The sequence below is a fragment of the Serratia sp. SA088 genome, from assembly GCF_049065515.1.
GTDB classification, from domain to species: Bacteria; Pseudomonadota; Gammaproteobacteria; order Enterobacterales; family Enterobacteriaceae; genus Serratia; species Serratia nematodiphila.
Window position 1 is genome coordinate 297,326 of record NZ_JBAKGW010000007.1, and the last position, 23,694, is coordinate 321,019.

16 protein-coding genes are annotated in these 23,694 nt (G+C 47.8%); 15 read left to right on the plus strand and 1 reads right to left on the minus strand.

Going from position 1 to position 23,694, the window contains the following annotated elements; translation table 11 throughout:
• The first annotated feature begins 109 nt into the window (after positions 1-109).
• From ACOWVD_RS19020 to ACOWVD_RS19080, 13 genes are all read left to right on the plus strand, one after another.
• Entirely contained in the window at positions 110-1,276 is a 1,167-nt protein-coding gene (locus ACOWVD_RS19020) for a glycosyltransferase family 4 protein (protein WP_197763629.1), read from the plus strand.
• Positions 1,257-2,714 carry a hypothetical protein gene (locus ACOWVD_RS19025; protein ID WP_421116411.1) on the plus strand — a complete coding sequence of 486 codons (1,458 nt, stop codon included), beginning with the start codon at positions 1,257-1,259 and terminating at the stop codon, positions 2,712-2,714. Before ACOWVD_RS19020 ends, ACOWVD_RS19025 begins: the two co-directional genes overlap by 20 nt.
• Positions 2,715-2,747: 33 nt before the next feature.
• Positions 2,748-3,620, plus strand: coding sequence for an ATP-grasp fold amidoligase family protein (locus tag ACOWVD_RS19030; RefSeq protein WP_197798530.1), 873 nt, complete (start codon positions 2,748-2,750; stop codon positions 3,618-3,620).
• 47 nt (positions 3,621-3,667) lie between these two features.
• On the plus strand, positions 3,668-4,732 hold the full coding sequence (locus tag ACOWVD_RS19035) for a glycosyltransferase family 4 protein (RefSeq protein ID WP_049241309.1): 1,065 nt from the start codon (positions 3,668-3,670) through the stop codon (positions 4,730-4,732).
• 57 nt (positions 4,733-4,789) lie between these two features.
• Positions 4,790-5,950, plus strand: coding sequence for a glycosyltransferase family 4 protein (locus ACOWVD_RS19040; protein WP_273890461.1), 1,161 nt, complete (start codon positions 4,790-4,792; stop codon positions 5,948-5,950).
• Between the two features lie 186 nt (positions 5,951-6,136).
• Positions 6,137-7,570 carry an undecaprenyl-phosphate galactose phosphotransferase WbaP gene (gene wbaP, locus ACOWVD_RS19045; protein WP_049241310.1) on the plus strand — a complete coding sequence of 478 codons (1,434 nt, stop codon included), beginning with the start codon at positions 6,137-6,139 and terminating at the stop codon, positions 7,568-7,570.
• Between the two features lie 106 nt (positions 7,571-7,676).
• Entirely contained in the window at positions 7,677-8,792 is a 1,116-nt protein-coding gene (locus tag ACOWVD_RS19050) for a glycosyltransferase (RefSeq protein ID WP_049241312.1), read from the plus strand.
• On the plus strand, positions 8,789-9,949 hold the full coding sequence (locus ACOWVD_RS19055) for a glycosyltransferase (RefSeq protein ID WP_421105739.1): 1,161 nt from the start codon (positions 8,789-8,791) through the stop codon (positions 9,947-9,949). The genes ACOWVD_RS19050 and ACOWVD_RS19055 overlap by 4 nt, the downstream gene beginning before the upstream one ends.
• Positions 9,950-10,114: 165 nt before the next feature.
• Complete coding sequence (locus ACOWVD_RS19060; protein WP_049241315.1) at positions 10,115-10,996, plus strand: glycosyltransferase family 2 protein; 882 nt, start codon at positions 10,115-10,117, stop codon at positions 10,994-10,996.
• A 674-nt stretch (positions 10,997-11,670) separates the two neighbouring features.
• A complete protein-coding gene (locus ACOWVD_RS19065) occupies positions 11,671-14,676 on the plus strand; it encodes a beta strand repeat-containing protein (RefSeq protein WP_049241317.1) in 3,006 nt (1,001 codons plus the stop codon).
• Between the two features lie 312 nt (positions 14,677-14,988).
• Positions 14,989-16,755 carry a type I secretion system permease/ATPase gene (locus ACOWVD_RS19070; RefSeq protein ID WP_049241318.1) on the plus strand — a complete coding sequence of 589 codons (1,767 nt, stop codon included), beginning with the start codon at positions 14,989-14,991 and terminating at the stop codon, positions 16,753-16,755.
• Between the two features lie 54 nt (positions 16,756-16,809).
• Positions 16,810-18,141, plus strand: coding sequence for an HlyD family type I secretion periplasmic adaptor subunit (locus tag ACOWVD_RS19075; RefSeq protein WP_197763627.1), 1,332 nt, complete (start codon positions 16,810-16,812; stop codon positions 18,139-18,141).
• Between the two features lie 2 nt (positions 18,142-18,143).
• On the plus strand, positions 18,144-19,520 hold the full coding sequence (locus ACOWVD_RS19080; protein WP_049241323.1) for a TolC family outer membrane protein: 1,377 nt from the start codon (positions 18,144-18,146) through the stop codon (positions 19,518-19,520).
• 50 nt (positions 19,521-19,570) lie between these two features.
• Here the strand turns inward: ACOWVD_RS19080 and ACOWVD_RS19085 are convergent, their stop codons facing one another.
• Positions 19,571-21,946 carry a phage tailspike protein gene (locus tag ACOWVD_RS19085; protein ID WP_080356237.1) on the minus strand — a complete coding sequence of 792 codons (2,376 nt, stop codon included), beginning with the start codon at positions 21,944-21,946 and terminating at the stop codon, positions 19,571-19,573.
• Between the two features lie 414 nt (positions 21,947-22,360).
• Between ACOWVD_RS19085 and galE the strand changes: the two genes are divergently transcribed.
• Both galE and ACOWVD_RS19095 read left to right on the plus strand, forming a co-directional pair.
• Positions 22,361-23,374 (plus strand): UDP-glucose 4-epimerase GalE, encoded by a 1,014-nt coding sequence (gene galE, locus ACOWVD_RS19090; RefSeq protein WP_049241326.1) that lies wholly within the window; start codon positions 22,361-22,363, stop codon positions 23,372-23,374.
• A gap of 202 nt (positions 23,375-23,576) precedes the next feature.
• Positions 23,577-23,694 (plus strand): NAD-dependent epimerase/dehydratase family protein (locus ACOWVD_RS19095; protein WP_421105742.1); only part of this gene is annotated, 118 nt, incomplete at its 3' end.

Below are 23,694 nucleotides of genomic sequence, written 5' to 3' on the forward strand. Positions count from 1 at the left end.
TCGGTATGTTTCTTAGCGATAAAGAATAGCGATGCTTAGTTAAGACTTTGATTAGTAAAAAACGACGAGTTAGTGGTATTGACTTAATCTGATAACAGTGAGATAGGCTATGAAAGTCATGGTGGCAAATACGTTATATGCGCCTCATCGTGTCGGCGGAGCTGAAATCTCGGTTCAGATTTTGTGTGAGAGTTTAGTCGCCCTAGGGCACCAGGTGAGAGCTTTGACTTTTCATGCCGAACCCTATCGGAAGTGCAGCATCATCAACGGTGTTGAAGTTGTTTATCTGCCGCTGAAAAATATCTATTGGCCATTCGATAATAAGAAACGATCGTCACTGCAGCGTGGGTTGTGGCACATTATTGATAGTTACAATCTGGCTTCATATCTTCAGTTCTGTAATGAATTAGATATGTATAGGCCAGATCTTGTTCACACCAATAACCTGGCCGGTTTCTCTGTTGCCGTTTGGGGGGCTGCAAAGAAGCGAGGAGTAAAAATCCTTCATACGGCAAGAGACTATTACCTTTTTCATCCGAATTCTACGCTATTCAAGCAGGGGAGCAATCAGGACCCACGCAGCTATGGCGTTTGGATTTGGTCGCTTTTTAGGCGATTTCATAGCAAGAAAGTAAATACTTTTGTCGGTATCAGCGATTTTATAAAAGAGTTTCATCTCGCCAATGGTTTTTTTCCCCGTGCCCTAAAAAGACGAATTTATAATGCAGTCGCTATCGATCCGGTATCGGATGATACTGAATGCACAGAGCCTTTGCGCATTGGTTTTATTGGGAAATTAAGTGCTGCGAAGGGCTTTGATATATTTTGTCAATTTGCTCAGGCAATAAAAGCGGAAAATGAGAATGTCATGGCGATTGCGGCAGGTGATTACGCAGATGAAGAAAAGCGTCACCTGGCGGCATTGGCTTCCGCTGCACAGGTTAATGTTTTAGGGCGGCTTGATTTACCAGCTTTTTTGGCGAAGGTGGACATCGTCATACTGCCAACCAAATGGCGCGAACCCTTCGGGCGTACGGTTATTGAGTGTGCACTTGCCAATAAGGTTGTGCTGGTCTCCTCTGTTGGTGGAATTACCGAAATGCTTGATATTGCACCAACAATTTCGGAGTTAACAGGTACTCCTACATACGAAAAGTTACTCGCTATGAAAAAGGAAAGCCGCGCAGTCAGCCCTTCAGTTCGTGAAGTTTTTTCACCTGAGACAATCACCCAGGAGTATATTGCAGAGTATGACCGTGTCAAAAACGGATATTGATCCTTCATATATACCTCATTCACTGGTGGTGCTAGATTCTATTTTTTTTATCGGCTTTCTTATTGCTGCACTTATTATTCTTTATTTTTTTTACAAAAAATATGAACTCAACCGTTCATTTGCCTTTTTGCTGTTTACTTATATTATATTTTCATATTCCTCATATAATATCATGGTGATGCCTATCCATGATTTTAACATCCCTATAGCCAGAACCTTTATCTATCATTATAAAGTTATTGGGCTGTTTTCATCGGCTGATATTTTCTTTCTGGCCATGTTATCTGTATGTCTCGTCCAATGGGCGATGAACAAAGGAATAAAGCCGAGTCCCTTATTCTTGCGAGTCTCTCCATTCATTAAGTTGACCGCCGTCCAAGGGACGATTTTATTTTCCTTTTCATTGCTTGGCTACATTATTCATGTGGCGCTGGACGGGGTGGGAAGTGTCAGGAATCAATTGCTCTATGCCCGTGGGATCGTTTATTTTATCGCTCTAATGCTTGTTTTTTTCAGGGCGAGCAGTGACATTGGTAAGTTAAGGTTTGGTCCTTTATTATTATTTCTATGTGCGATAGATTTTATCAACTTTATTTCTGGGCTGATTGGAACCTATATCTACACGGATTATGTATGGGAACGATATGGGGTGAAGGTCAGTATAATAGACCAAGATAATATCTATAACTACTTCACTCTGTATTTGTTCGTGCTTGTTTCTTTGTTTTTTGCTAATAAGAAGCGGTTCAGTTTATCCCTTATGATAATGGTGGTTATAGCCATTGGCATGTTGCTCAATGTGTATAAATTTCTTTTTGCCATCTCTGTACTTTATTTGTTGTATGAGATTTTCTTCAGACTTGTGACCCGGCAGTTGCCAAGAAAAAGAATTATATTATTGTTGATTATTACGGCTGCTTTGACTCCGTCGGCGATTAAAATATTCACCAGTAAAGCAATGAATACCCGAGCGAGTCAACTGCACGACTATTGGGAATATACAGGAAGGTACCTCCCTGCAAATCTCATCGGTATAGGGCATGGAGGCCTTTATCTGTCCCCTACGGGAGTGGCAGACAAGGGAGAGATAAAAAGAATAGACATGGATGCAAATGGCGAAGTTGAATATAAACGCAGCATCCAAACGCCATTGCTCACGCAAATTAAAAATAGCGGCATTGTCGGATTGATAGTCATGTTGATTACTGCGGCGCTGGCTTCTTATCGTCTATTTGTTGTCAATATAAAATTGAAGAACTATCAGTATGCGACGCCAATTTGTTTTAATTTGATTTGGATTATCGGCTTTGTTTGTGTTGTTGTACAGCCTTATCCAATGCCTGTATTGACTCTTGTAAAACTTCTGATGTTATTGGGACTTTTGCTTATACAACGGGAAAGTAGGCGGTCAGATAAAGAAAGTGGAGCAGATTCCTGAGGGTTAATAAATTAATTTTGGTGAGCTATTTAAATGTCCATTCGGGATTGTATAAAGAAAATATCGAAAACACTGCCTTGGTATGTCCAGGATTTTTGTGTTTATACGCTTAAATTTGGCCGCTTTCCAAATATAAAAAATCCCAAGACCTTCAATGAAAAGGTACTTTATCGAAAGAATTTCAAGATGAATGTGCCTTTGTTTATCGAGTTGGCCGATAAATATCGAGTTCGACGTTATATAGAAGAGAATATTGGCAGGCAATACTTAATTCCGTTATTGTTTGTAACCGAAGATCCCGAAGAGCTAAAAAAATTCAATTGGACAACGAACAGTGTCATTGTTAAACCCAACCATGGCGCCGGGATGTATAAAATTATTCATCCTCCGGTTTCTGCAGCCGAACTGAACGATATCTTAGCTGTTAGCCGTCGTTGGATGCAAACTGATTTCTCCCATGTTCAGCGTGAAATACATTATCGGTATATCTCTCCCTTAATACTTGTTGAAAAGTTGCTGGGTGATGGTATTGTTGCATTAACAGACTACAAGTTTCATCTTTTCAAAAAAGATGATGGTGATTTCGATTTTGTCTTGCAGATTATTAATGACAGATTTTCTGGCTCACTGACTAGACATTTTTACGTCAATAATTTCGAGAAAACGTTCGAACAGTCTGAATCTCAAAATACATGTGTGGCGCTCGATTTAAGAAATCTTGAATTGGCTCTTTCATTAAGTAAAAAGCTTGCCCAGGATTTCAATTATGTTCGAATTGACTGGTATATTTATCATGGAAAACTTTATTTTGGTGAGATAACTTTCACGCCAGTAGCGGGATTTGGCACAGGTTATGGGAAGTCGCTAGATCATTTCATGGGGACATTGTGGCGAGAATGGCGCTAAATTCTGCTTGCCGTTTGTGATATGCATGAGTGCTCAGGAATAATCATATGCTATATGTAAACGCGAGATTTTTTTCCCAAGAGGTGACTGGCGTTCAGCGTTTTGCTATCGAACTTAGCCAAAAATTATGTGAGCAGAGGGATGATGTTGTTTTTTTGGCCCCAGCGAAAATTAAACATAATGAAGTTACAAAGCACCTTAATGTCAAAGTAATAGGAAAAAATAGCGGGCATTTTTGGGAGCAATATGATCTCCCTTCATACTTGCGAGATATCGATAACCCTCTGTTGGTTAACTTTTGTAATACTGCCCCGCTATTTTATAAGAACAAAGTAATTACGCTGCATGATGTCGCTTATAAACGTTTCCCCCAAAGTTATAGCTTCAAATTCAGGGGGGCGTATAACTTTATTATACCGAGATTGATTGCCAGCAGTAGGGCTGTATTAACGGTTAGTCAGTTTGCCAAAAGTGAGCTAGAACATTTCTTTAACTTACCGAAAGAGCATTGCTATGTCGTTTACAATGCGGCCAGTGACCTTTTTCACCCGCAGATGCAGGCTAAAGAGAATCATGCACCAGAAAAATATTTCTTGGCCGTTGCTTCGCAGCAATACCACAAGAATTTCGAAGGATTGATCGCGGCCTTCGCTTGTTTACCTGAGTGTTTGGGCTTCAAGCTCAAAATAGTCGGGGCCCAACACAAAAACTATCAAGGTGTGGAAAGCATTCTTGCATCATCCACGTCGATCAATCACGTTGAGTTTTTAGGGCGGGTCGATGATGACACCTTATCTGAACTATATCGTCGCGCATTTGCGTTTGTCTTTCCTTCCTTTTACGAAGGTTTTGGCATACCGCCGCTCGAAGCGCAGGCATCGGGGTGCCCTGTGATTGCCTCATCAGCGGCGGCGATGCCTGAGGTTCTGCAAGACAGCGTCATTTATTTTGATCCGTATGACAGAAATTCTTTGGTTAATGCGCTAAAATCCTCCATTGAAAATCAATCGGGACGTCATCGGTTTGTGGAGGCTGGTTATAAAAATGCTGCGCGTTTTTCTTGGGAGAGCTCTGCATCATGCTTAAACAGCATAATAAACGCGCTTTCTTGATGAGATTGCCTTTGATGCTGGTAAAGTCTGCATGTGGGAAGAGCATGCTTGGGGATAATGATGTTTTGCAGTGAATTAAGTATAGGGGTTGTTTCTGATTGGCTAGTAACTAAAGGCGGTGCCGAAAGTGTTCTCAAGGAAATTTTAAATCTTTATCCATGTGCCGACTTATACGCCGTCATCGACTTTTTGTCCGAAACGGATAGGCGCGATTTTTCAGGGAAAAAGGCTAAGACCACTTTCATACAGCAGCTGCCATTGGCGAAAAAATACTATCAGCTGTATCTCCCATTGATGCCATATGCCGTCGAGCAACTTGATTTAAAAGAGCATGATATTGTTATTTCAAGCAGTCATGCGGTATCTAAGGGCGTTCTCACCGGACCCGATCAGTTGCATATTAGCTATATTCATTCTCCAATGCGCTATATTTGGGACCTGCAGCATCACTATCTCAAAGCGTCCGGTCTAGATAGCGGCGTTAAAGGAATGTTTGCCAAGTGGTTTTTACACAAAATGCGCCTTTGGGATTACCGAACTGCAAATGGTGTTGACCATATGATTGCGAACTCCAAATTTATTGCTAGACGTATCAAAAAAGCTTATGGGCGTGATGCGGATGTTATCTATCCGCCTGTAGATGTGGAGAGATTCACTGTTCATGAGCTCAAGGAGGACTTTTACCTGACGGCATCCAGGATGGTGCCTTACAAGCGTATTGATCTTATCGTTGAAGCCTTTTCGGCCATGCCGGATAAACGCTTGGTTGTTATCGGCGACGGTTCTGAAATGGGGAAAATAAAGAATAAGGCGAAAAGTAATATTGAGATTTTGGGTTACCAAGATAATGACGTGCTCGATGATTATATGAAGCGTGCGAAGGCTTTTGTATTCGCCGCCGAAGAAGACTTCGGCATAACCCCGGTTGAGGCGCAGGCATGCGGCACTCCAGTTATTGCATACGGACGGGGAGGTGTCTTGGAAACCGTGCGGCCGTATGGTGTGGATAACCCGACGGGCATTTTCTTTGAGTCACAGTCGGTTTCTGCCGTAGTGGATGCGGTCGCGCGCTTTGAAGAGGTTTTCGATAAATTTGTTGCCCAGGATTGCCGTAATAATGCATCTCGTTTTTCGGTTGAGCGATTTCAGGGGGAAATAAGCGCTTATGTGCATGAAAAATGGAGCTTGTTCAATAATGATAAAAGAATCATCTACTAACGATATTTGACTCTATAAATTTCTGCGTTTTTCACTGATGGCGGTGTAGTACTATGTGTTTTAACATCGTAGTAATATTCTACCCGTTGTCTGGATATGTGTTGAGTGTTCAGATGCGTACTTTTTATATAAGCACGAGCTCAATATATTTCATATAAAGAATCTTTTTACGGATGGTAAGATCCAATGTCTAACAATAGCGGGATATTTAAAAGTTTTTTTTCTAAATTTTCACTGTTGGTTTCAGATCTAGTTTTCTTCAATGTTTCAATTTATTTGGCGTACTTCTTTGTCTACAAACTTATCGACGATCCAGGTATATTCCTTCTTTCAGACGGTTATCATGTAAGAATTCTTTCACACTTCATACTATCACTCATCTGTGTCGTTTGGTTTTGGACCCGTCTCCGGCATTACACATATAGAAAGCCATTCTGGTTTGAGTTGAAAGAGGTGGTCAGAACGCTATTAATATTTGCCGTTCTCGATTTATCCTTGGTGGCTTTTTCAAAATGGAATTTTTCGCGGCTTGTATGGATGATGACGTGGGTCCTTGTTTTGGTGCTGGTTCCGCTTGGACGCATTATTACTAAACGGATGCTGAATAAATTAGGGCTGTGGAAAAAACACACTATCATCATTGGTTCTGGCCGCAATGCGATTGAGGCCTACGCGGCGTTACAGAGTGAGGAAGTGCTGGGGTTCCGCGTCTCTGCGTTTGTTTGCAGCACGGGCCCTTGTGACGAGGTGGTTGCTGGCGTTCCGGTTATCGATTCTGAAGAACAGCTTTGGAGAATCGCTAACGTTGAAAGTACCCAGTTTATTGTGGCGCTGGAGTTTGAAGAACATGCACTGCGTGATTGGTGGTTGAAAAATCTCGCCAAGCATAACTGCCGTTCAGTATCCGTCATTCCGACGTTGCGCGGTGTGCCATTGTACGGCACCGATATGTCGTTTATTTTTAGCCATGAAGTGATGATATTACGGGTCAGCAATAATTTGGCTAAGCGCTCCTCGCGCATCGTTAAACGTCTGTTCGACATTATTGGCTCGGCATCGATTATTGTTCTTCTTTCCCCCGTGCTGGCATTTTTGGCTTATAAGGTCTCGCGAGATGGCGGTAAGTCTATTTATGGGCATGAGCGCATAGGGCATAATGGCAAAAAATTCAAGTGCCTGAAATTCCGTTCGATGGTCATGAATTCTCAGGAAGTGCTTGAGAATTTGCTGAGTACCGATCCGGAAGCCAGAAAGGAATGGGACAAAGACTTTAAACTGAAAAACGATCCGCGCATCACTAAAATTGGTCATTTCATTCGCAAAACCAGCCTGGATGAGCTGCCACAATTATGGAATGTGCTGAAAGGTGAAATGAGCCTGGTTGGCCCAAGACCCGTGATAGAGGCTGAGCTGGAGCGTTATGCCGGCGATGTCGACTATTACCTTATGGCTAAACCCGGCATGACGGGATTATGGCAGGTGAGTGGTCGTAATGATATTGATTATGATACACGAGTATATTTCGATGCCTGGTATGTGAAGAATTGGGCATTGTGGAACGATATAGCGATTCTGTTTAAAACGATCGGCGTTGTTTTAAAACGCGATGGCGCTTACTAGCTTTTATGACTCAAAATCATGAGTTACTAAATATGGCTTACTGTTACCGCCAGTTTATGGCCCTAAGTTTTTTTAAGCCATATGAATATATGAATTGAGGGTTGGAATGGAACGTAAAAAATTATTAATTGTTACCTCTTATATGTCCGGGAATGGTGGTGTCGAGCGGATTATTCAACGTGTGAATAGCCTGGTCGAAGAGAGGGAGGATATGGAGCTCACCGTTGTCTCCCTCTCAGGAGGAGATAAGAATATTGGAGAGAATAACAAGAAAATAGGATTCCATCGCGGGAAAGAAGATTGGCTATCCACGATGAAAGCGCATCGATTTCCGTTCAGTGTCGGTAGTCGGTTAGTTAATTTTTCTCTTCATGTTACATACATGGCATATTTTTTGATTAGAAATCATTTCGACTATGTTATTTGCACTGGGCCAGCACAGGCGCTTTACTTGAGCAAGTTGCGGAAGATCTTTAAATTAAAATTCCGCATTTATGCGTGGCCGCACTTTTCGCTCACATCTAACTTCGGTGATTTCACACTGTGCAAAAATGCTGACTATTGTCTTGGCATTAGCAGAGAGATATGCAGCCAGCTTGGTGAGATTGGTGTTGCAGAAGATAGGATTATTTATTTCCCTAATCCGTTCGAGCGCCAAGAAATAATAAAGAAAGAAAAGCATATTGAAGATGATGTCGATTTTGTATACGTTGGCCGGCTTATCTTTGAAGGGCAGAAAAGAATTAAGGATATTATTGATGCCAGTCTGCATGTTAAAGGGAATTTCAAGGTTCATTTGATAGGCGACGGTGCTGACGGCCAAATTATACGGGATTATGTGGAGAAGCATAACCTCACGGAAACGGTTAAAATTCACCAAGGTTGGCATGATAATCCGTGGAGTGTAGTGAAAGAACCTGACGCATTATTGTTATCTTCCGCATTCGAGGGGCTGCCAACCGTACTTGGTGAAGCAATGTCTCGAGGGGTGTTTTGCATTAGTTCAGATTGTAAAACTGGCCCCAGGGATTTTATCGATGATGGCGAAAATGGATTTATCTTCCCGGTTGGAGATGTTGCTACTCTTTCATCAATCATGCAGAAAGTTGTTAATAAAGAATATGGTTTTGATCCCCAGGTCGTCAGTAAGAATATGGAGTTTTTCTATGCTGATAACTATAATAAGAGATTTGAGGCTATTTTTGGCGGGAGCGCGTTGTGAGCGTAACTATGAACGGTAAAAGAATAGTTTATATTTCATTGATCGATCTTGGTGAAATGGCGACCGGCGTTGCCAAGAAGATCATGGCCCAATGTTACGCAATGCATTCGCTAGGGTTTGATGTCGACGTTATTTATATGACAGAGACCGGGATGACGGTTTGGAATATTGATTCTAATCAGAGAGACAGCTTTCCACTGAAGAAAGACAAGGGGATGTTGTTCTATTCTTCGGTGATAAAATACATTAGAAAGAAAGCGGATTATTATGATTATGCTTATGTAAGGCTGCCATATCCTTCATTGAAAATATTCTCCTATCCGCTGGTTTTTTCGTTGAAAAAGACATTTGCCAGCAATCTTATCGTTGAGATACCCACTTTCCCATTTATTCAAGAAAGCAAAACCTTTAAATCCCGTTGCTATAATTTATACTTGCTTTTCTTCTCTTTGATTTTTAGAAAGAAAATTGATGTTATCAGTTATATGGGGGCACAGCGGGACAATATATGGGGGGTCAAGGCCATCAGGATTTTCAACTCTGTTCCTCTCAATAAGGTGCGCGTGAAAGAGCATATCGCACATGAAGGCATCAATTTCATTGGCGTAGCGCAGCTGGCCTATTGGCATGGTTATGACCGTGTTATTACGGGCATTGCTGAGTACCAGAAAATGAATGGCGCTGTTCCTGTTTCCTTCCATATTGTGGGTAATTCGCTATCGGGTGACGGCGGCGAACTTCAAAGGCTGAAGGAGTTAGCTCAGAAGTTGGGTGTGAAGGACTCGGTTATATTTCACGGCTCGATGCACGGTGAAAAGCTGGATGCTCTCTTTGACTCCATGGATATCGCTGTAGATTCATTGGGGCGCCACCGGAGTGGCAATGATTACAACTGCTCCCTTAAGTCGAAAGAGTATTGTGCACGCGGCATTCCATTTATTAAGAGCCATTTGGATGACTCCTTTTTGGGCACTGGTTATTATTATCAGTGCTCCGCTGACGATCTTCCCATTGATATGTCAGACATTGTCACTTGGTTTTATGAATCGAAATTTGAAAGCCGGACACTGCGTGAATATGCTGAAAAAGTCTTTGACTGGCGAGTTCAATTGAGTAAAGTCTTCGGAAAAGATGTACTTCACTCTGATAAGGCATAAGTTTAAGAGGATAAGTTCCATTCTTTATTCACAGGTTAGGGAATGGTTTTCCTCCCGTCGATTGTTCGGTGCTTAATTGTACTATAGTGGTCTGAAGATTAATTTATTTTTTATTGAAGATAATGACACCAGGCGCTATCTTGAGAGGTAATAATGAGTGTTGCGATGGAAAAAGCTCGCATTTTAGTGATTCTTTATGGTAAGGAGCTGGCTAGTTCAACGACGTTATCTTCGTTATTAAAGTTTGATTGCTCTTTATTTGATTTGGTCGTAATAAATAATGGGCCAGCGGTTCTGAGTGATAGTGGCGATTTTTATCACCAGCTCGAAGTGGGTTTTCACACTTTCGAGTTGATGAACAAAACCGAGAATATGCCGCTTAGCATTGCATATAACGGCTTTATTGATGCGCATCCGAATGCGCAAAAATATGTGTTTCTCGACGATGACACTGAAGTGACAGAAAGTTTTATATCCCGTCTTGTTGACGATGATGTGTCATACGACGTTGAAGTGCCTAAGATTGTGGCAACGGATGGCTCTCTGGAATCGGGGGTTGTTCAGTATCCGGTCGAAGACGACGTTCCTGTCCTGGAAATGAGAATTGTTGATGTTGGCACCGTTTCCTCTATCGGTTCAGGCTTGATCTTGACTCGCCAATTTATTGATAAATTCCGAACTGCCCACATGCCTATTTTTGATAATCACTATGCGTTGTATGGCGTGGACTATAGCTTGTTCAGAAATATGCGAAAGCTTTTAGCTAAAGGCGTTCCTTTTACCTTTACAAGTTTTTCTTCTATAAACCACTCTTTGTCCCGTTTGCAGAAAGGGACGCTGAGCGAGCATACGAAAAGGGAGCGCCTGTATGACATTATACTGTCTGCGCGGCACTATCCCGATAAGTCCTATATTAAAGGCCTTGTAAAGTCACTCGTTCGTGCGGTGCTTAGCCTTGATTTTTATTTGGTTTTTCATATTATCTCTACTTTTTTCAAAGGCTATCATCCAAGGTGCAAGCAATACATCACCACTGGGAAAAAGTAAGCTGACCCTATCATCTCTTAACGCGCAGTATGAAACGCTGCGCCATCACACTCTCCTCTGCTTGTCTGACCTGTCGTTTTTCGGCATTCCACCTCGACCTCCGATCCTTTCGCCTCTCTTATATTTATTTCTTCATATTTATTGCGTTCCTCACAAATAGGAACGCATCATCTGTTGTTCCTTCTTCGCCTGAAAATTCAACTCAATGATAATTAAATGGTTTTATTTTGTTGGCTATTCTTTGTATGACTAAAGCAATCAAAGCTTTGAGGCTTGTTACGCGTTGATAACTCAGTGTTTTTTTTATTTTATTTCTTAACTTATTGCTTTTATTGTATTTTCTTGCTCGTTAGATTTTCTTGCCGTACATTTTTCATTAAGTAGATGCATTAATATTATCACGAACTATTTGCTATCTAATATTAACATTAATTATTTTTTCAATTGCGCTAACTATTTGATATTAATGGGTTTTAATCCTGTCTTTTTCTGTTGATAATAAAAATCCCACTTCCTTGACAGCTTGCGTTTTTTGAACTTTTCTTTATATGCGAAGAAAGGGGGTTTTTTCGCGAGGTATTCGATTGTGCGGTAACGTTTTTATCGCTAACGCCAGGTTTTAAAATCAGATTTGATTTTGCCTAGCTAAAACCATTTTGTTTAAGGATACGATTATGGCTTCTCTCGTGTATCAAAAAGAGGCGGCGGCGCTTCTTTTAGCAGTGCTTGGGCAAAATGCCTCGCCAAGTGTATTTGATAGTGTTGGCAACCAAATAGAGAAGGGGCAGACTACCGCCCAGGCGTACATTACAAGTCTGTTAAACTCCAGCGCCGGTCAGGCGCTGTACGCGTCTAAAACCGACGTGGAGATCCTGCAGACCATTTACACGTCAGTCTATGGCAGCTCGCCGAGCACCGCGGAACTTCAGGCTATTCTGAGCGGCAGCTCGTTGACCAACGCCATCTCCGATGCCGTGACGTCCTTGTTAAACTACAACGGGTTCGATTCGGGCACGTTGACGTCTCAAAACAACTTCGACGCACAGCTGAATAACGTGTTGTATCCGGGCACCAGCGCCGCCGGTTCCGGCCCTGGCGTATCGGACGCCTTGGCGCTGTATTACCTGGCGGGGATCGATCCGGTTACCAGCACGGTCATTACTCTGGGGACACAAATCAACACCTCGGCACAGACTTTTGCGCAGGTTGCCAATAAGTTTGTCACCGATCGCGCGGCGCTGAACTCGCTGTCCAACGCCGATTTCATCAACAAAGTGTTCACCGAAGCGTATGAGCGCGCACCAAACAGCACCGAACTCTCCGCTCTGAACGCGATCCTCAGCGGCGGCGGCACCAAAGGCGATGTGTTGGTCAATATCATCACCGGGCTGCGCGGCACGGTTGGCGCCGGCGATACGGCGGCGCAGCAGTTCTTCTTGAACGAGACGGCACCGGACAACGCAGGACAATTGGCGGGGCTGGCCGCGCGTGAACAAGTTGCATCGATCTTCCTCGCCGTGCCACAGCGCGATGTCGATGCGCAGGGTCTGGACGACTGGAGCAACTATCTTGGCAAGCACGGTAATACCTTCAGTTCGCTGACCACCAAATTGTTGACCTCCGTCGAGTTCCAGAAAAAAGGCGCTCAACTGACCGGCACTGACTTCATCCAGCATGTGTATACCGGCGTTCACGGCGTTGCCGCGACACCGGCGCAACTGGCGCTCTATAGCGGGTTGACCGACAAGGCCGCGATTACCACCGCTATTATCAACGATCTTCGCAACTCGACGGCGACGGACAACACCACGGTTGCTCAGCAGCACGCGTTTGAATACGACATCGGCACCAGCCTGGTTTACAAAACGGCGGCGACTCTGACCACTACTGCTGCGGGCGGCAACGCCACCGGTACCGTCAACACCAACAGCAGCCATGTGTTGAGCAACGCCGAAACGGCGGTTCTGACCAATATTCAACTGAACGCCAACGCGGCGGCGACGGTGAATCTGGCGTTTGCCGATCATCTGGCCAACCTGACGATCAACGGCACCGCCGCTTCCATCGTGTCGCTGTCGACCGATGGCGTTAACCCTGGGGTCGGCATCACCGTCAATAACGGCAACGTGGTGCTGAACGGCAGCTCCGGCAACGACAAGGCGGCGGTCACTTCGACTGCCAATCTGGCGACCGGCGCGGCGAAGTTCAACCTGGGCGACGGCAATGACAGCCTGACCTGGGTGGGCAATGCCGCGGCAGGTGCCGCGAACATTGTCAACTCCGGCGTGCAGGCTAACGGCGGCAACGGCATCGACACCATCTCCGCCAACTTCATCACCAAAAACGTGACTACGGTGGCATCCGGCATCGGCGGCCTGGGCCGTACCACAACCTTCACGACCAATGCCAGTAATTTCACCAGCTTCGAGAAAATTGATCTGGGCGGTTATATCGGCAAAGCAACCGCGACCGACCGCGGTAATGCCGTCGCGACTGCGGATCATACTTTCGACTTCGGTATCCTGACCGGCAACGCGACCACGGAAAGCAGCGTCAATGCCGGCACTCTGGTTCAGGCGGGAACCTCCAATATCGGTTCGCAAGGCTTTGTGTTGTCCGGTTTGGCCAGCGCAGTCAAGGTGATTAACGCCGCCGGCGGCGACTCTGCTCAGCTTGAGGTGACAGGAAACGCCACCGCAGCCAGCAGCGTGGACATCACCTTCCGGCAAAACGCCACCGATCACTTCAATGTGAACTTCACCGCGTCGGGCACCACCGATATTAATGCCGGTTCATTGAGCCTGAACAGCAGCAGCTCTGTTCTGTTCCCTACTGCGCTGTCCACGATCAATATCGCCTCCGGCGGCACCGGCGATCACGGCAATATCTTGAATCTGGCTGGTTCCAACTCGCAGGTCAGTTCGATTTTCGTTACCGGCGATCATCATCTGGATCTGACCGTGGCGTCGGGCTACAACAACCTGTTGACGCTGGATGCTTCCGCCAATACCGGTGGCATTGATGTGGTGCTCAACCAGGGCGGCACCGGGCAGGGCGTGTTGTATAACCTGCTGGCGCTGCTGCCGCTGGGCAGCACCCTGGCCAACCTGCTGGGACTGGGCGGCACGAACTTCGCGCTGACCGGTTCTAGCGCCGCCGACAGTTTCACGGTGCTGGGCAACACCACCATCACCGGCGGCACGGGCGCCAACGATTATCACCTGGTCAGCAGCACCACGGCGGCGGGCGTGACGATCAATGACTTCAACAGTGCGCAGGACAGCATTGTCGATGGCCTCTCCGGGTTGACCATTTCCGCTACCGCCGGCATCAACAATATCGCCGACTATGGCGTCCGTACCGAAAGCGTGCTGGCGAACGCGGTCAGCGCACTGCTGGGCGGGATCCTTACCGGTGCGATTGGGGCTCTGGGGGCCTTGCTGGGCATCGGCGGCAACGACTCGCTGGGAAGCAAAGTGGGCGTAGTTGGGGTTGAACGTTCGGGCGGCACCGATTCATACATCATTATCGATAACAATGATGACCATAAATTGGATGCCAACGATAGCGTGATCTACCTGAAAAATACCGATCACCTGAACCTGGTCGATACGCTGCATTACGCATCGACGGTGACGCTGAACGGTATCGCTCATGCGCCTGTGGCTGAAGTCGCTTGATAATCAATCTTGCTGTTAAGTGAAATAAAACGGGGGCACGTATCGCCCCCGTTTTTCCGTCACGGACCGAGTGAGGCGCGATGAGCTGAGTGTGATCATTTCGGCATTTAACAAGGAGCTATCCTGGTGTTTTTCCTAAATTTTCTATAGGCGGCGTTTTTTTGGCGGCGGCCTTGCCGTTATGTGCTTTTTGTATCTATGCTTAAAAAAAGCAGCTGCAGTCTCGAGCATGTTTGGGGTGATGTCGCATACGAAAAACCGATGCGAATCAATGCGATTTGGCTGACAGTGCAGGTGAAGTAAGGAAAGAAAGTGAACCAATTTATCCCGCGCAATGAAATTGCGGATGTTATCCGAACGCGCACCAAAGTCTTCTGGACCGTTGGCATTTTTACCGCCTTTATTAACTTATTAATGCTTGTTCCCTCCGTTTATATGCTCCAGGTATATGATCGGGTTCTGCCTTCGCGCAATGAAATTACCTTACTGATGTTAACGCTCATCATGCTGGGCCTGTTCGGTATGATGGCGCTGTTGGAATATGTGCGCAGCATGGTGGTGATCCGCATTGGTAGCCAACTGGACATGCGTTTGAATAACCGCATTTATACGGCTGCATACGAATCTAATCTCAAAAACGGGTCTTCCGACGCAGGGCAAATGTTGGGCGATCTGACCATGGTGCGCCAGTTCCTGACCGGCAGCGCGTTATTCGCCTTCTTCGATGCGCCTTGGTTCCCGATTTATCTGCTGGTGATTTTCCTGTTCAACCCATGGCTTGGGTTGTTTGCGCTGGTCGGCTCATTGCTGCTGATTGCCCTGGCCGTGATTAACGAAATGGTTTCCAAACAACCCCTGGCAGAAGCGAGCAAACTGTCGATTATGTCGGCGAATTTGGCGAGCACCAATTTGCGCAACGCTGAGGTGATCGAAGCCTTAGGGATGCTGCCTAACCTTAAACGCCGGTGGTTCGGTTTGCATCAGCGTTTTTTGAACAGCCAGCGGGTAGCCAGCGAACGCGCATCGACGGTGACGTCGATCACCAAATTCGTGCGGTTGTCTTTGCAGTCGCTGGTGCTGGGCCTCGGCGGCTGGCTGGCTATCGACGGGCATATCACGCCGGGGATGATGATCGCCGGATCGATCCTGATGGGGCGCACCCTGGCGCCGATCGAGCAGGTGATTAACGTTTGGAAAAGTTACAGCGCCGCCAAGCTTTCGTACGGGCGCCTGGTCAAATTGCTGGATACACATCCGGAACGCGGAACCGGCATGTCGCTGCCGCGGCCGCAGGGGCTGGTTTCGGTTGAGGGCGTGTCCGCCACGCCGCCGGGATCTCGGGGCGATGCGGTGCTGCATAACGTCAGCTTCGCCGTCGAGCCCGGCGACGTGCTGGGGATCATCGGCCCCAGCGCTTCAGGCAAGTCGACGTTGGCGCGCTTGCTGGTCGGCATTTGGCCGGTGAGCGACGGCATTGTTCGGCTCGACAACGCCGATATTTACCAGTGGAACAAAGATGAGCTTGGGCCTTATATCGGTTATTTGCCGCAGGACATCGAGCTGTTCGCCGGGTCGATCGCCGAGAACATTGCGCGCTTTAACGAGGTGGATTCGGAGAAAGTCATTGAGGCCGCCAAGCTGGCGGGCGTGCATGAGCTGATTCTGCGTTTCCCGCATGGCTATGACTCCATTATCGGCAACGGCGGCGCGGGCTTGTCCGGCGGGCAAAAACAGCGTATCGGCCTGGCGCGGGCGCTGTACGGCGACCCTGCGTTGATCGTGTTGGATGAGCCCAACTCCAATTTGGATGACGCCGGCGAAAGAGCGCTTAATCAGGCCATTATGTTCCTTAAGCAGCGCAATAAAACGGTGGTCTTGATCACCCATCGCACCAATTTGCTGTCGATGACCAACAAGCTGCTGCTGCTGGTCAATGGGAACGTCAATGCGTTTGGCCCTACGCAGCAAGTGCTTCAGGCATTGGCGAATGCGCAGCGCCCTCAGAGCGGGCCGCAGGCCGTGCGGGCGGTCAGTAATGAGCCGAATGACGGCAATATTCCAAAAACTCAAATTAATTAAGCCGTGAACTTGCCTGGCGGCGCGGTCGCGCCGCTTGCAATCAAAGGAGTTGGTATGTCTACGCATATTGGCGAGCCGCAAGACTCGTACACAGAGCAAATCCCGCAGGACGAGCGGCGTTTTACCCGCATGGGATGGTTGGTCGTTGGGATCGGGCTGTTCGGTTTCTTCATCTGGGCGGCGTTCGCGCCGCTGGATAAAGGGGTGGCGTCGCCGGGTTCCGTTACCGTTTCCGGCAATCGGAAAACGGTGCAGGCGCCGGCCAGCGGCATCATCAAGAACATCTCGGTAAAGGAAGGCGACAAGGTTAAAGCCGGGGAAGTATTGGTTCAACTCAGCCAGGTGCAGGCGCAGGCGCAGGTCGAATCGTTGCGCGATCAGTACTACACCACGCTGGCGACCGAAGGGCGGCTGCTCGCGGAGCGCGATGGTTTGAGCAAAATCGCGTTTTCTCCTGTGTTTGAACAGATTAAAGATCAGCCGCGGGTGGCGGAGATTATTGCACTGCAAACGCAGCTTTTCACTTCACGTCGCCAGGGGCTGCAAAGCGAGATCGACGGTTACAAGCAATCGATGGACGGCATGCGTTTCCAGTTGAAGGGGCTGCAGGACTCCAACGGCAACAGGCGCATCCAGCTAGCCAGCCTGCGCGAACAGATGAACAGCATGAAACAGCTGGCCGCCGACGGCTACTTGCCGCGTAACCGTTATTTGGAAATCCAACGCCAATTCGCAGAGGTTAATGGCGGTATTGATGAAACTGTTGGCCGCATCGGCCAATTGCAAAAGCAGCTGCAAGAGTCTCAGCAGCGAATAGATCAGCGTTTTGCCGACTATCAACGCGAAGTCCGCACGCAGCTGGCACAAACTCAAATGGACGCCAGTGAGTATAAAAACAAGCTGGATATGGCTAATTTCGATCTTGGCAATACGGCGATCACCTCGCCGGTGGACGGCACCGTCGTCGGGCTGAATATTTTCACTCTGGGGGGCGTCGTGGGAGCGGGTGACCACCTGATGGATGTTGTGCCCAGCCAGGCGATGCTGGTGGTGGATTCTCGTCTGAAAGTCGATCTGATCGACAAGGTATACAATGGGCTGCCGGTGGATTTGATGTTTACCGCTTTCAACCAAAACAAGACCCCGAAAATTCCGGGAACGGTAACGTTGGTTTCAGCCGACCGCTTGGTCGATAAAACCAATGGCGAACCCTACTACCAGATGCAGGTCACGGTATCTCCAGAGGGCATGAAAATGCTCAGTGGAGAGGACATTAAGCCGGGGATGCCGGTCGAAGTGTTCGTGAAAACGGGATCGCGCTCGTTGTTGAGCTATCTGTTTAAACCTATTCTGGATCGCGCTCATACTTCATTAACCGAGGAATAATTTTGATTCAATCAAAACGACAGGCTGCCGCCCTCGCTATCGGCACCCTTTTGTTTGCGATGTCTGCGCCGGCTTATTCGATAGGGATTTTAGACGCATATTCGCTGGCATTAGAAAAGGACCCGACCTTCCGGGCGGCGATTAAAGAAAAAGAAGCCGGGGATGAAAATGAGAATATCGGCAGGGCGGGGCTGCTGCCGAAGGTATCGCTGAATTACCAAAACTCACCGCGCAACTGGCAAACGCAGAAGTATCCGCAAGGTGATTTCTTCGGCAATGTTTCGGAGGTCACCAAGCGGCAGCAGTATCGCAGTTACTCCGGTTCGGTGACGCTGACGCAACCGCTGTTCGATTACGAGGCATATGCGCGTTATAAGGCCGGCGTGGCGCAAACGCTGATGTCGGACGAGCGCTATCGCGGCAAATATCTGGATCTTGCGGTGCGGGTGATTTCAGCCTATGTCGAGGTGGCGTATTCCAAAGATCAGATTGCGCTGGCGGAAGCGCAAAAGGCCGCCTACAAAGAGCAACTGGCGCTGAACGATCGTTTGATGAGCGCCGGGGAAGGGACCATCACCGATGTTTCGGAGACGCAGGCCCGGTACAGCCTGGCGGAAGCCCAGGTGATCGAAGCGCGAGATGCGATGGACGCCGCACAGCGGGATTTGGAGGTGATTATCGGCATGCCGCTCAGCCAATTGGATGAGTTGCAAACGCTGCGGCCTGGAAAATTCCAGGTTGCGCCGCTGATCCCGTCGAAGTTCGAAGAATGGCAGAAGATCGCGATAGCAAACAATCCCACCTTGGCGGCGTCGCGTCACGGCGTTGAGGCGGCTAAGTACGATGTGGAGAGGAACCGGGCCGGTCATATGCCTCAGGTTCAGCTCTACGCATCGCATTCTGAAAATGATTCGAGCAGCGACAACACCGTAAACCAGAAATATCGCACCAACAGCATCGGCGTACAGCTCAGCATGCCGATCTACGCCGGTGGCGGGGTCTCCGCCTCCACACGTCAGGCGGCGGCGCGTTATGGTCAGGCGATGTATGAAATGGATGCGCAGGTCGGTACTACGTTGAACGATCTGCGCAAGCAGTTCAATTTATGTATCAGCAGTAAGGCGAAGCTGGCGGCGTACGAGCTGGCGGTGAAATCGGCCACCACGCAGGTTGAAGCGACGCGCAAGAGCGTGTTGGCGGGGCAGCGCGTCAACGTCGACGTGCTCAACGCCGAGCAGCAGCTTTATAGCGCCCAGCGCGATTTGGCTTCCGCCAAGTACACCTACATCAAATCCTGGATCACCCTGTTGAGCGACTCTGGCACGTTGGATGAAAAAGACGTGCAACGCGTGGCGCAGTATTTTGCCAAAGGGCGTTGAAATTCTGATGCAGATGCTGGGGTTGCCCGATAGCGGAAGCCCCAGCATGGTTACTGCATGTGCCAGCTGGTATTGTATTCAAGGCACAGGGACAATACGCTTCCCCCCATCAGATCATGGATATTCACTTTCTTATCGCTTTGCGCGTTTTGCGTATAGCTCAGGGTCAGGCGATCCGCGTTGAGAGCCGCCGTCATAATCTGTGCGCTTTCGTTTTTTAGCGCCGCATTTATCACATGCAAAATCGGCATGGTTGAACCGAATTCATAGTGAGAATCGGTATTTTTAGGTAAAGCGCCGAGGGTCAAGGCGTTTTGCAGCCCGTCGGTCTGGGGCGGTAATGTGATTTCTATAAAGACTTTGGTGATCCCCGCCATGAAGACGCAGGAACCTTTGGCCTGTGCAAGAGAGAGCTTATCGCCGGAACTGCCGTTGTATAGCTCCGGCGTAAATTTCTTCACCCGATGCTTAAACTGATGGTCAGGGTTTTTGTCTTCGGCGTCGAAGGCGATAGGTTGCGACTCAAATCTCCCCGGCCAAACACGCTCGATAACCGCACCGGTTTTTCCATCCCATAAACTCAGGTAGCGCAATGCGTTGTTTGACACTTTGGGTAAGGATAGCGCCGTACTGATATTGTGGGTGTAAAGCAGAGTAGAAATCACATTATTGATTGGCAATGATACTGTGCTGATTGGTGCAAAAACCGAACTTGCTATTGAAGCACGGATTGCTGAGAGGCTACCTTCACAAACCAGTGCAGGGAGCGTTTTCATATCTTTATTCAACTCGTCGACACCCGACTCGTAAAAGCGGTTATCTTCAGTGTTAGGTTTGGCGTGGTCAGAAAACCCGACTCTTTCGATAAAAGAGTTCTTAACCTCTCCGTAATATATCGAGCCTTGCCCATAGCTCGATAAAATAGGCGTTCTTTGCAGGAAGTAAACTTTCAGGTCGTTGATGATTAAGTTATTGTTTCCACGATTGTAGCGGCTGAAGTTAATAAATGCACGGCCGGCGATGCCGCGGTATTTATTTTCGGCATAGGATGACTTGGTCTTAAGATCCATACCGACGTTGGAGAGCCGCCCACCTTCCGATGTCGTGGCTGAGTTTTTAGACTTGAAAAAATAATCGTCGAAAAACTTATCGATGGCGCGGTGTCGATCTGACCAAGATAAATTATTACCGACGGCGATTCTATCGATGGTGAGCATGTCGCACCAGCCTAGGGCGTAAATATCATTGTTACGATATGGTGGGACCCATTCACCGCCGAGTTGAACGTTATTTCTTTGCAGCCACATGCCACCAACGACAATACCTGCATAGTTGCCGGCAATTGTCTGAGTTCCCCAGCTACAGGAGTCTACCCCTTGAGCGATCGCGGGAATCCCGCAGTTGTAATAAAATATATTGCCGATACGTGACTCCGCAAACATCACACCGTCGGATATCCATCCAATAAAAGCATTCAATATTCTAAAATTGTCAATCGAAACGTTGCTGACATAAGTATTCATCCGTGTTTTTTGCGGGTACCCGTAAACGCGGAAAACAATACCGATCATTTGTTTTGTCGATATATCGCCCGACTCCCTGTTCCAGCCAAAGTCAATGTGGCTATTTTTCGTATTATCGGCCCGCAGTTGCACGTTTGAGGGGATATCCAGGCATACCGGCATGGTGATTTTTTCCTCTGCTTGCATATCGCTATCGAGTGCAAGACGAGAAAATTTTGGTGATATGCTGCCGTCATCGTAGGGCAAAACGTACTCGCCGCCGGCCGATAAGCATTTGTACTTTCCCGTAAAGTGTATTGTCCCTCCACCGGCCGCCGCCGCGTGAGCAATGGCGGCTCTAAAAGCGGGAGCGCTGTCGAAGTTTTCATAGCCCGGTTCTGTGATCGGATGCGCGCCGAACATTTGGACGTCAATGGCCAATAATTGGTCTAACGTCGTATCGCCAATGGTGTAAGCTTTTGCTTCGGAGGTTAAGCGCGCGAACTTTTCGCCGGTGATGGATGCGTAGTAGCGTTGTTGATTCTGGGCCTTATCGTAAGTCGCCAGCGAGAACTGTTTGTTTGCGAATATCTCGATCGGCTTTCCGTTAAGTACCGGCAATCCGTCGCTACCGAGCTGAATAGGTTGAGGAATGGGGGTTAATGTGCCGTCTTGCCGCTGAATGAAAACAGGGATCCTGTTCCGTGTGGTTTTAGGGTCCGAGCCGATATTCCCAACCAAGAGATAGCTCTCCTCCCGTGATCTTTGCTTTATGTTTTCAATCAGAACATTGGTAATCGATATTTTATCTTTTTGACCGATTGCATTGCTGATAACGGTATTTTCTGCCGCGCTTTTTCGGGCGGGGATAAACAAAGCAAGAAGTCCCAGCATACTATTTTTAAGTAGAGAACGACGTTCCATTAAACCTACCTCAGCACGAATATCAATTGGACTTCAGTTGGTTTTTTATCGTACATACTTGTCAAAATCACGGCAAATTTATTTACTTTCAGTATCAATCGAGCGGGAAGAAGTTTTTCTATAACTATTTGTTTTTTTTGAGAAGTCATTACGGGGAGAGAGCGTGTGTGAGCCCTTGACGGGGGCATGTCGGCCGCCGCTCGCCGCGGCCTTAAGAATAATTCTGAAATGTGGCTTTACTTCTGTATTGTTGCCTCAGATGCGTTATCGTATGTCTCCGAACTGCCCGCCTGAGATCGGCCTGTTGGCTGAAAGGTTGTTTTTTAGCCGATGCGTTTGCTTCATATCGAGTGTTCAAATGCGGCGCGCCGCGGGCATGACTAATGTATAACGCGAAGCATGAGAGGAGTGGTTATGGCGATTTTGGTTACGGGCGGTGCGGGGTATATCGGCTCACACACGGTGCTGAGTCTGCTGGAACGCGGGGAAGACGTGGTCGTGTTAGACAACCTTTGTAACGCTTCCGAAGAGTCATTGCATCGCGTTGAGCAGCTGACCGGCAAGGCTGCAGTATTCTACCGCGGGGATATTCGGGATCGGGAATGTCTTGAGCGTATATTTGGCGAGCAGCAGATTAGCGCCGTCATCCATTTTGCGGGTTTGAAGGCCGTGGGTGAGTCTACGCGCAAGCCGCTTGAGTATTATCAGAATAATGTCGCGGGCACGCTGGTTCTGTTGGAAGAAATGCGCCGAGCCGGCGTACACCAATTTATCTTCAGCTCCTCGGCGACGGTTTATGGCGCCCACTCACCGGTTCCTTATGTTGAAACGACGCCTATTGGCGGCACGACGAGTCCATACGGCACCTCCAAGCTGATGGTTGAGCAAATTTTGCAGGATTTCGCCAAGGCGGAACCGCAATTTTCCATTATTGCCTTACGCTATTTCAATCCGGTTGGCGCACATGAGTCCGGCATGATTGGTGAAGATCCGAACGGTATTCCGAACAATCTTTTGCCTTATATCTCTCAGGTGGCGATCGGTAAATTGGAGAAGTTGGGCGTGTTCGGCGGAGACTATCCGACAAAAGACGGGACCGGCGTACGCGATTATATCCATGTGATGGATTTGGCAGAAGGCCACCTTATGGCGATGGGGCATCTGGCTAAGATTGAAGGGTTCAAAGCGTACAACCTGGGGGCCGGCGTCGGGTATTCCGTATTAGAAATGGTGCAAGCCTTTGAAAAAGCCTCCGGCGTCACCGTTCCTTATCAAATTTTACCGCGCCGCGACGGTGATCTTCCTGCCTTCTGGGCTGATGCGCGCCTGGCGAAACAAGAGTTGGGATGGGAAGTTCAGCGCGGCATTGATGCCATGATGCGCGACACCTGGAACTGGCAGCAAAAGAATCCGCAAGGGTACCGCTGATCGCCAATGTGGCAGGAACCCGTTTGTGAAGGAAGGGAATTGGATAAGAAAACGTTACTGCGCACCGGCAGATTTGCCGAGTGCGTTGCCGCTGTTTTCACGGAAGGTGCGGTTTTGTGATTAGCGGCAAATTCTTATGTCGGTTCAACATGATTGAGATGGGAATTTTCCCACGAAGCTAGGCGTTGTTTTAGAGGATTTTATGAAAATTATCGTTACCGGTGGTGCAGGCTTCATTGGGTCGGCGGTTGCCCGGCATATCATTAATGATACCAATGACCACATTCTGGTGCTGGATAGCCTGACCTACGCAGGTAATC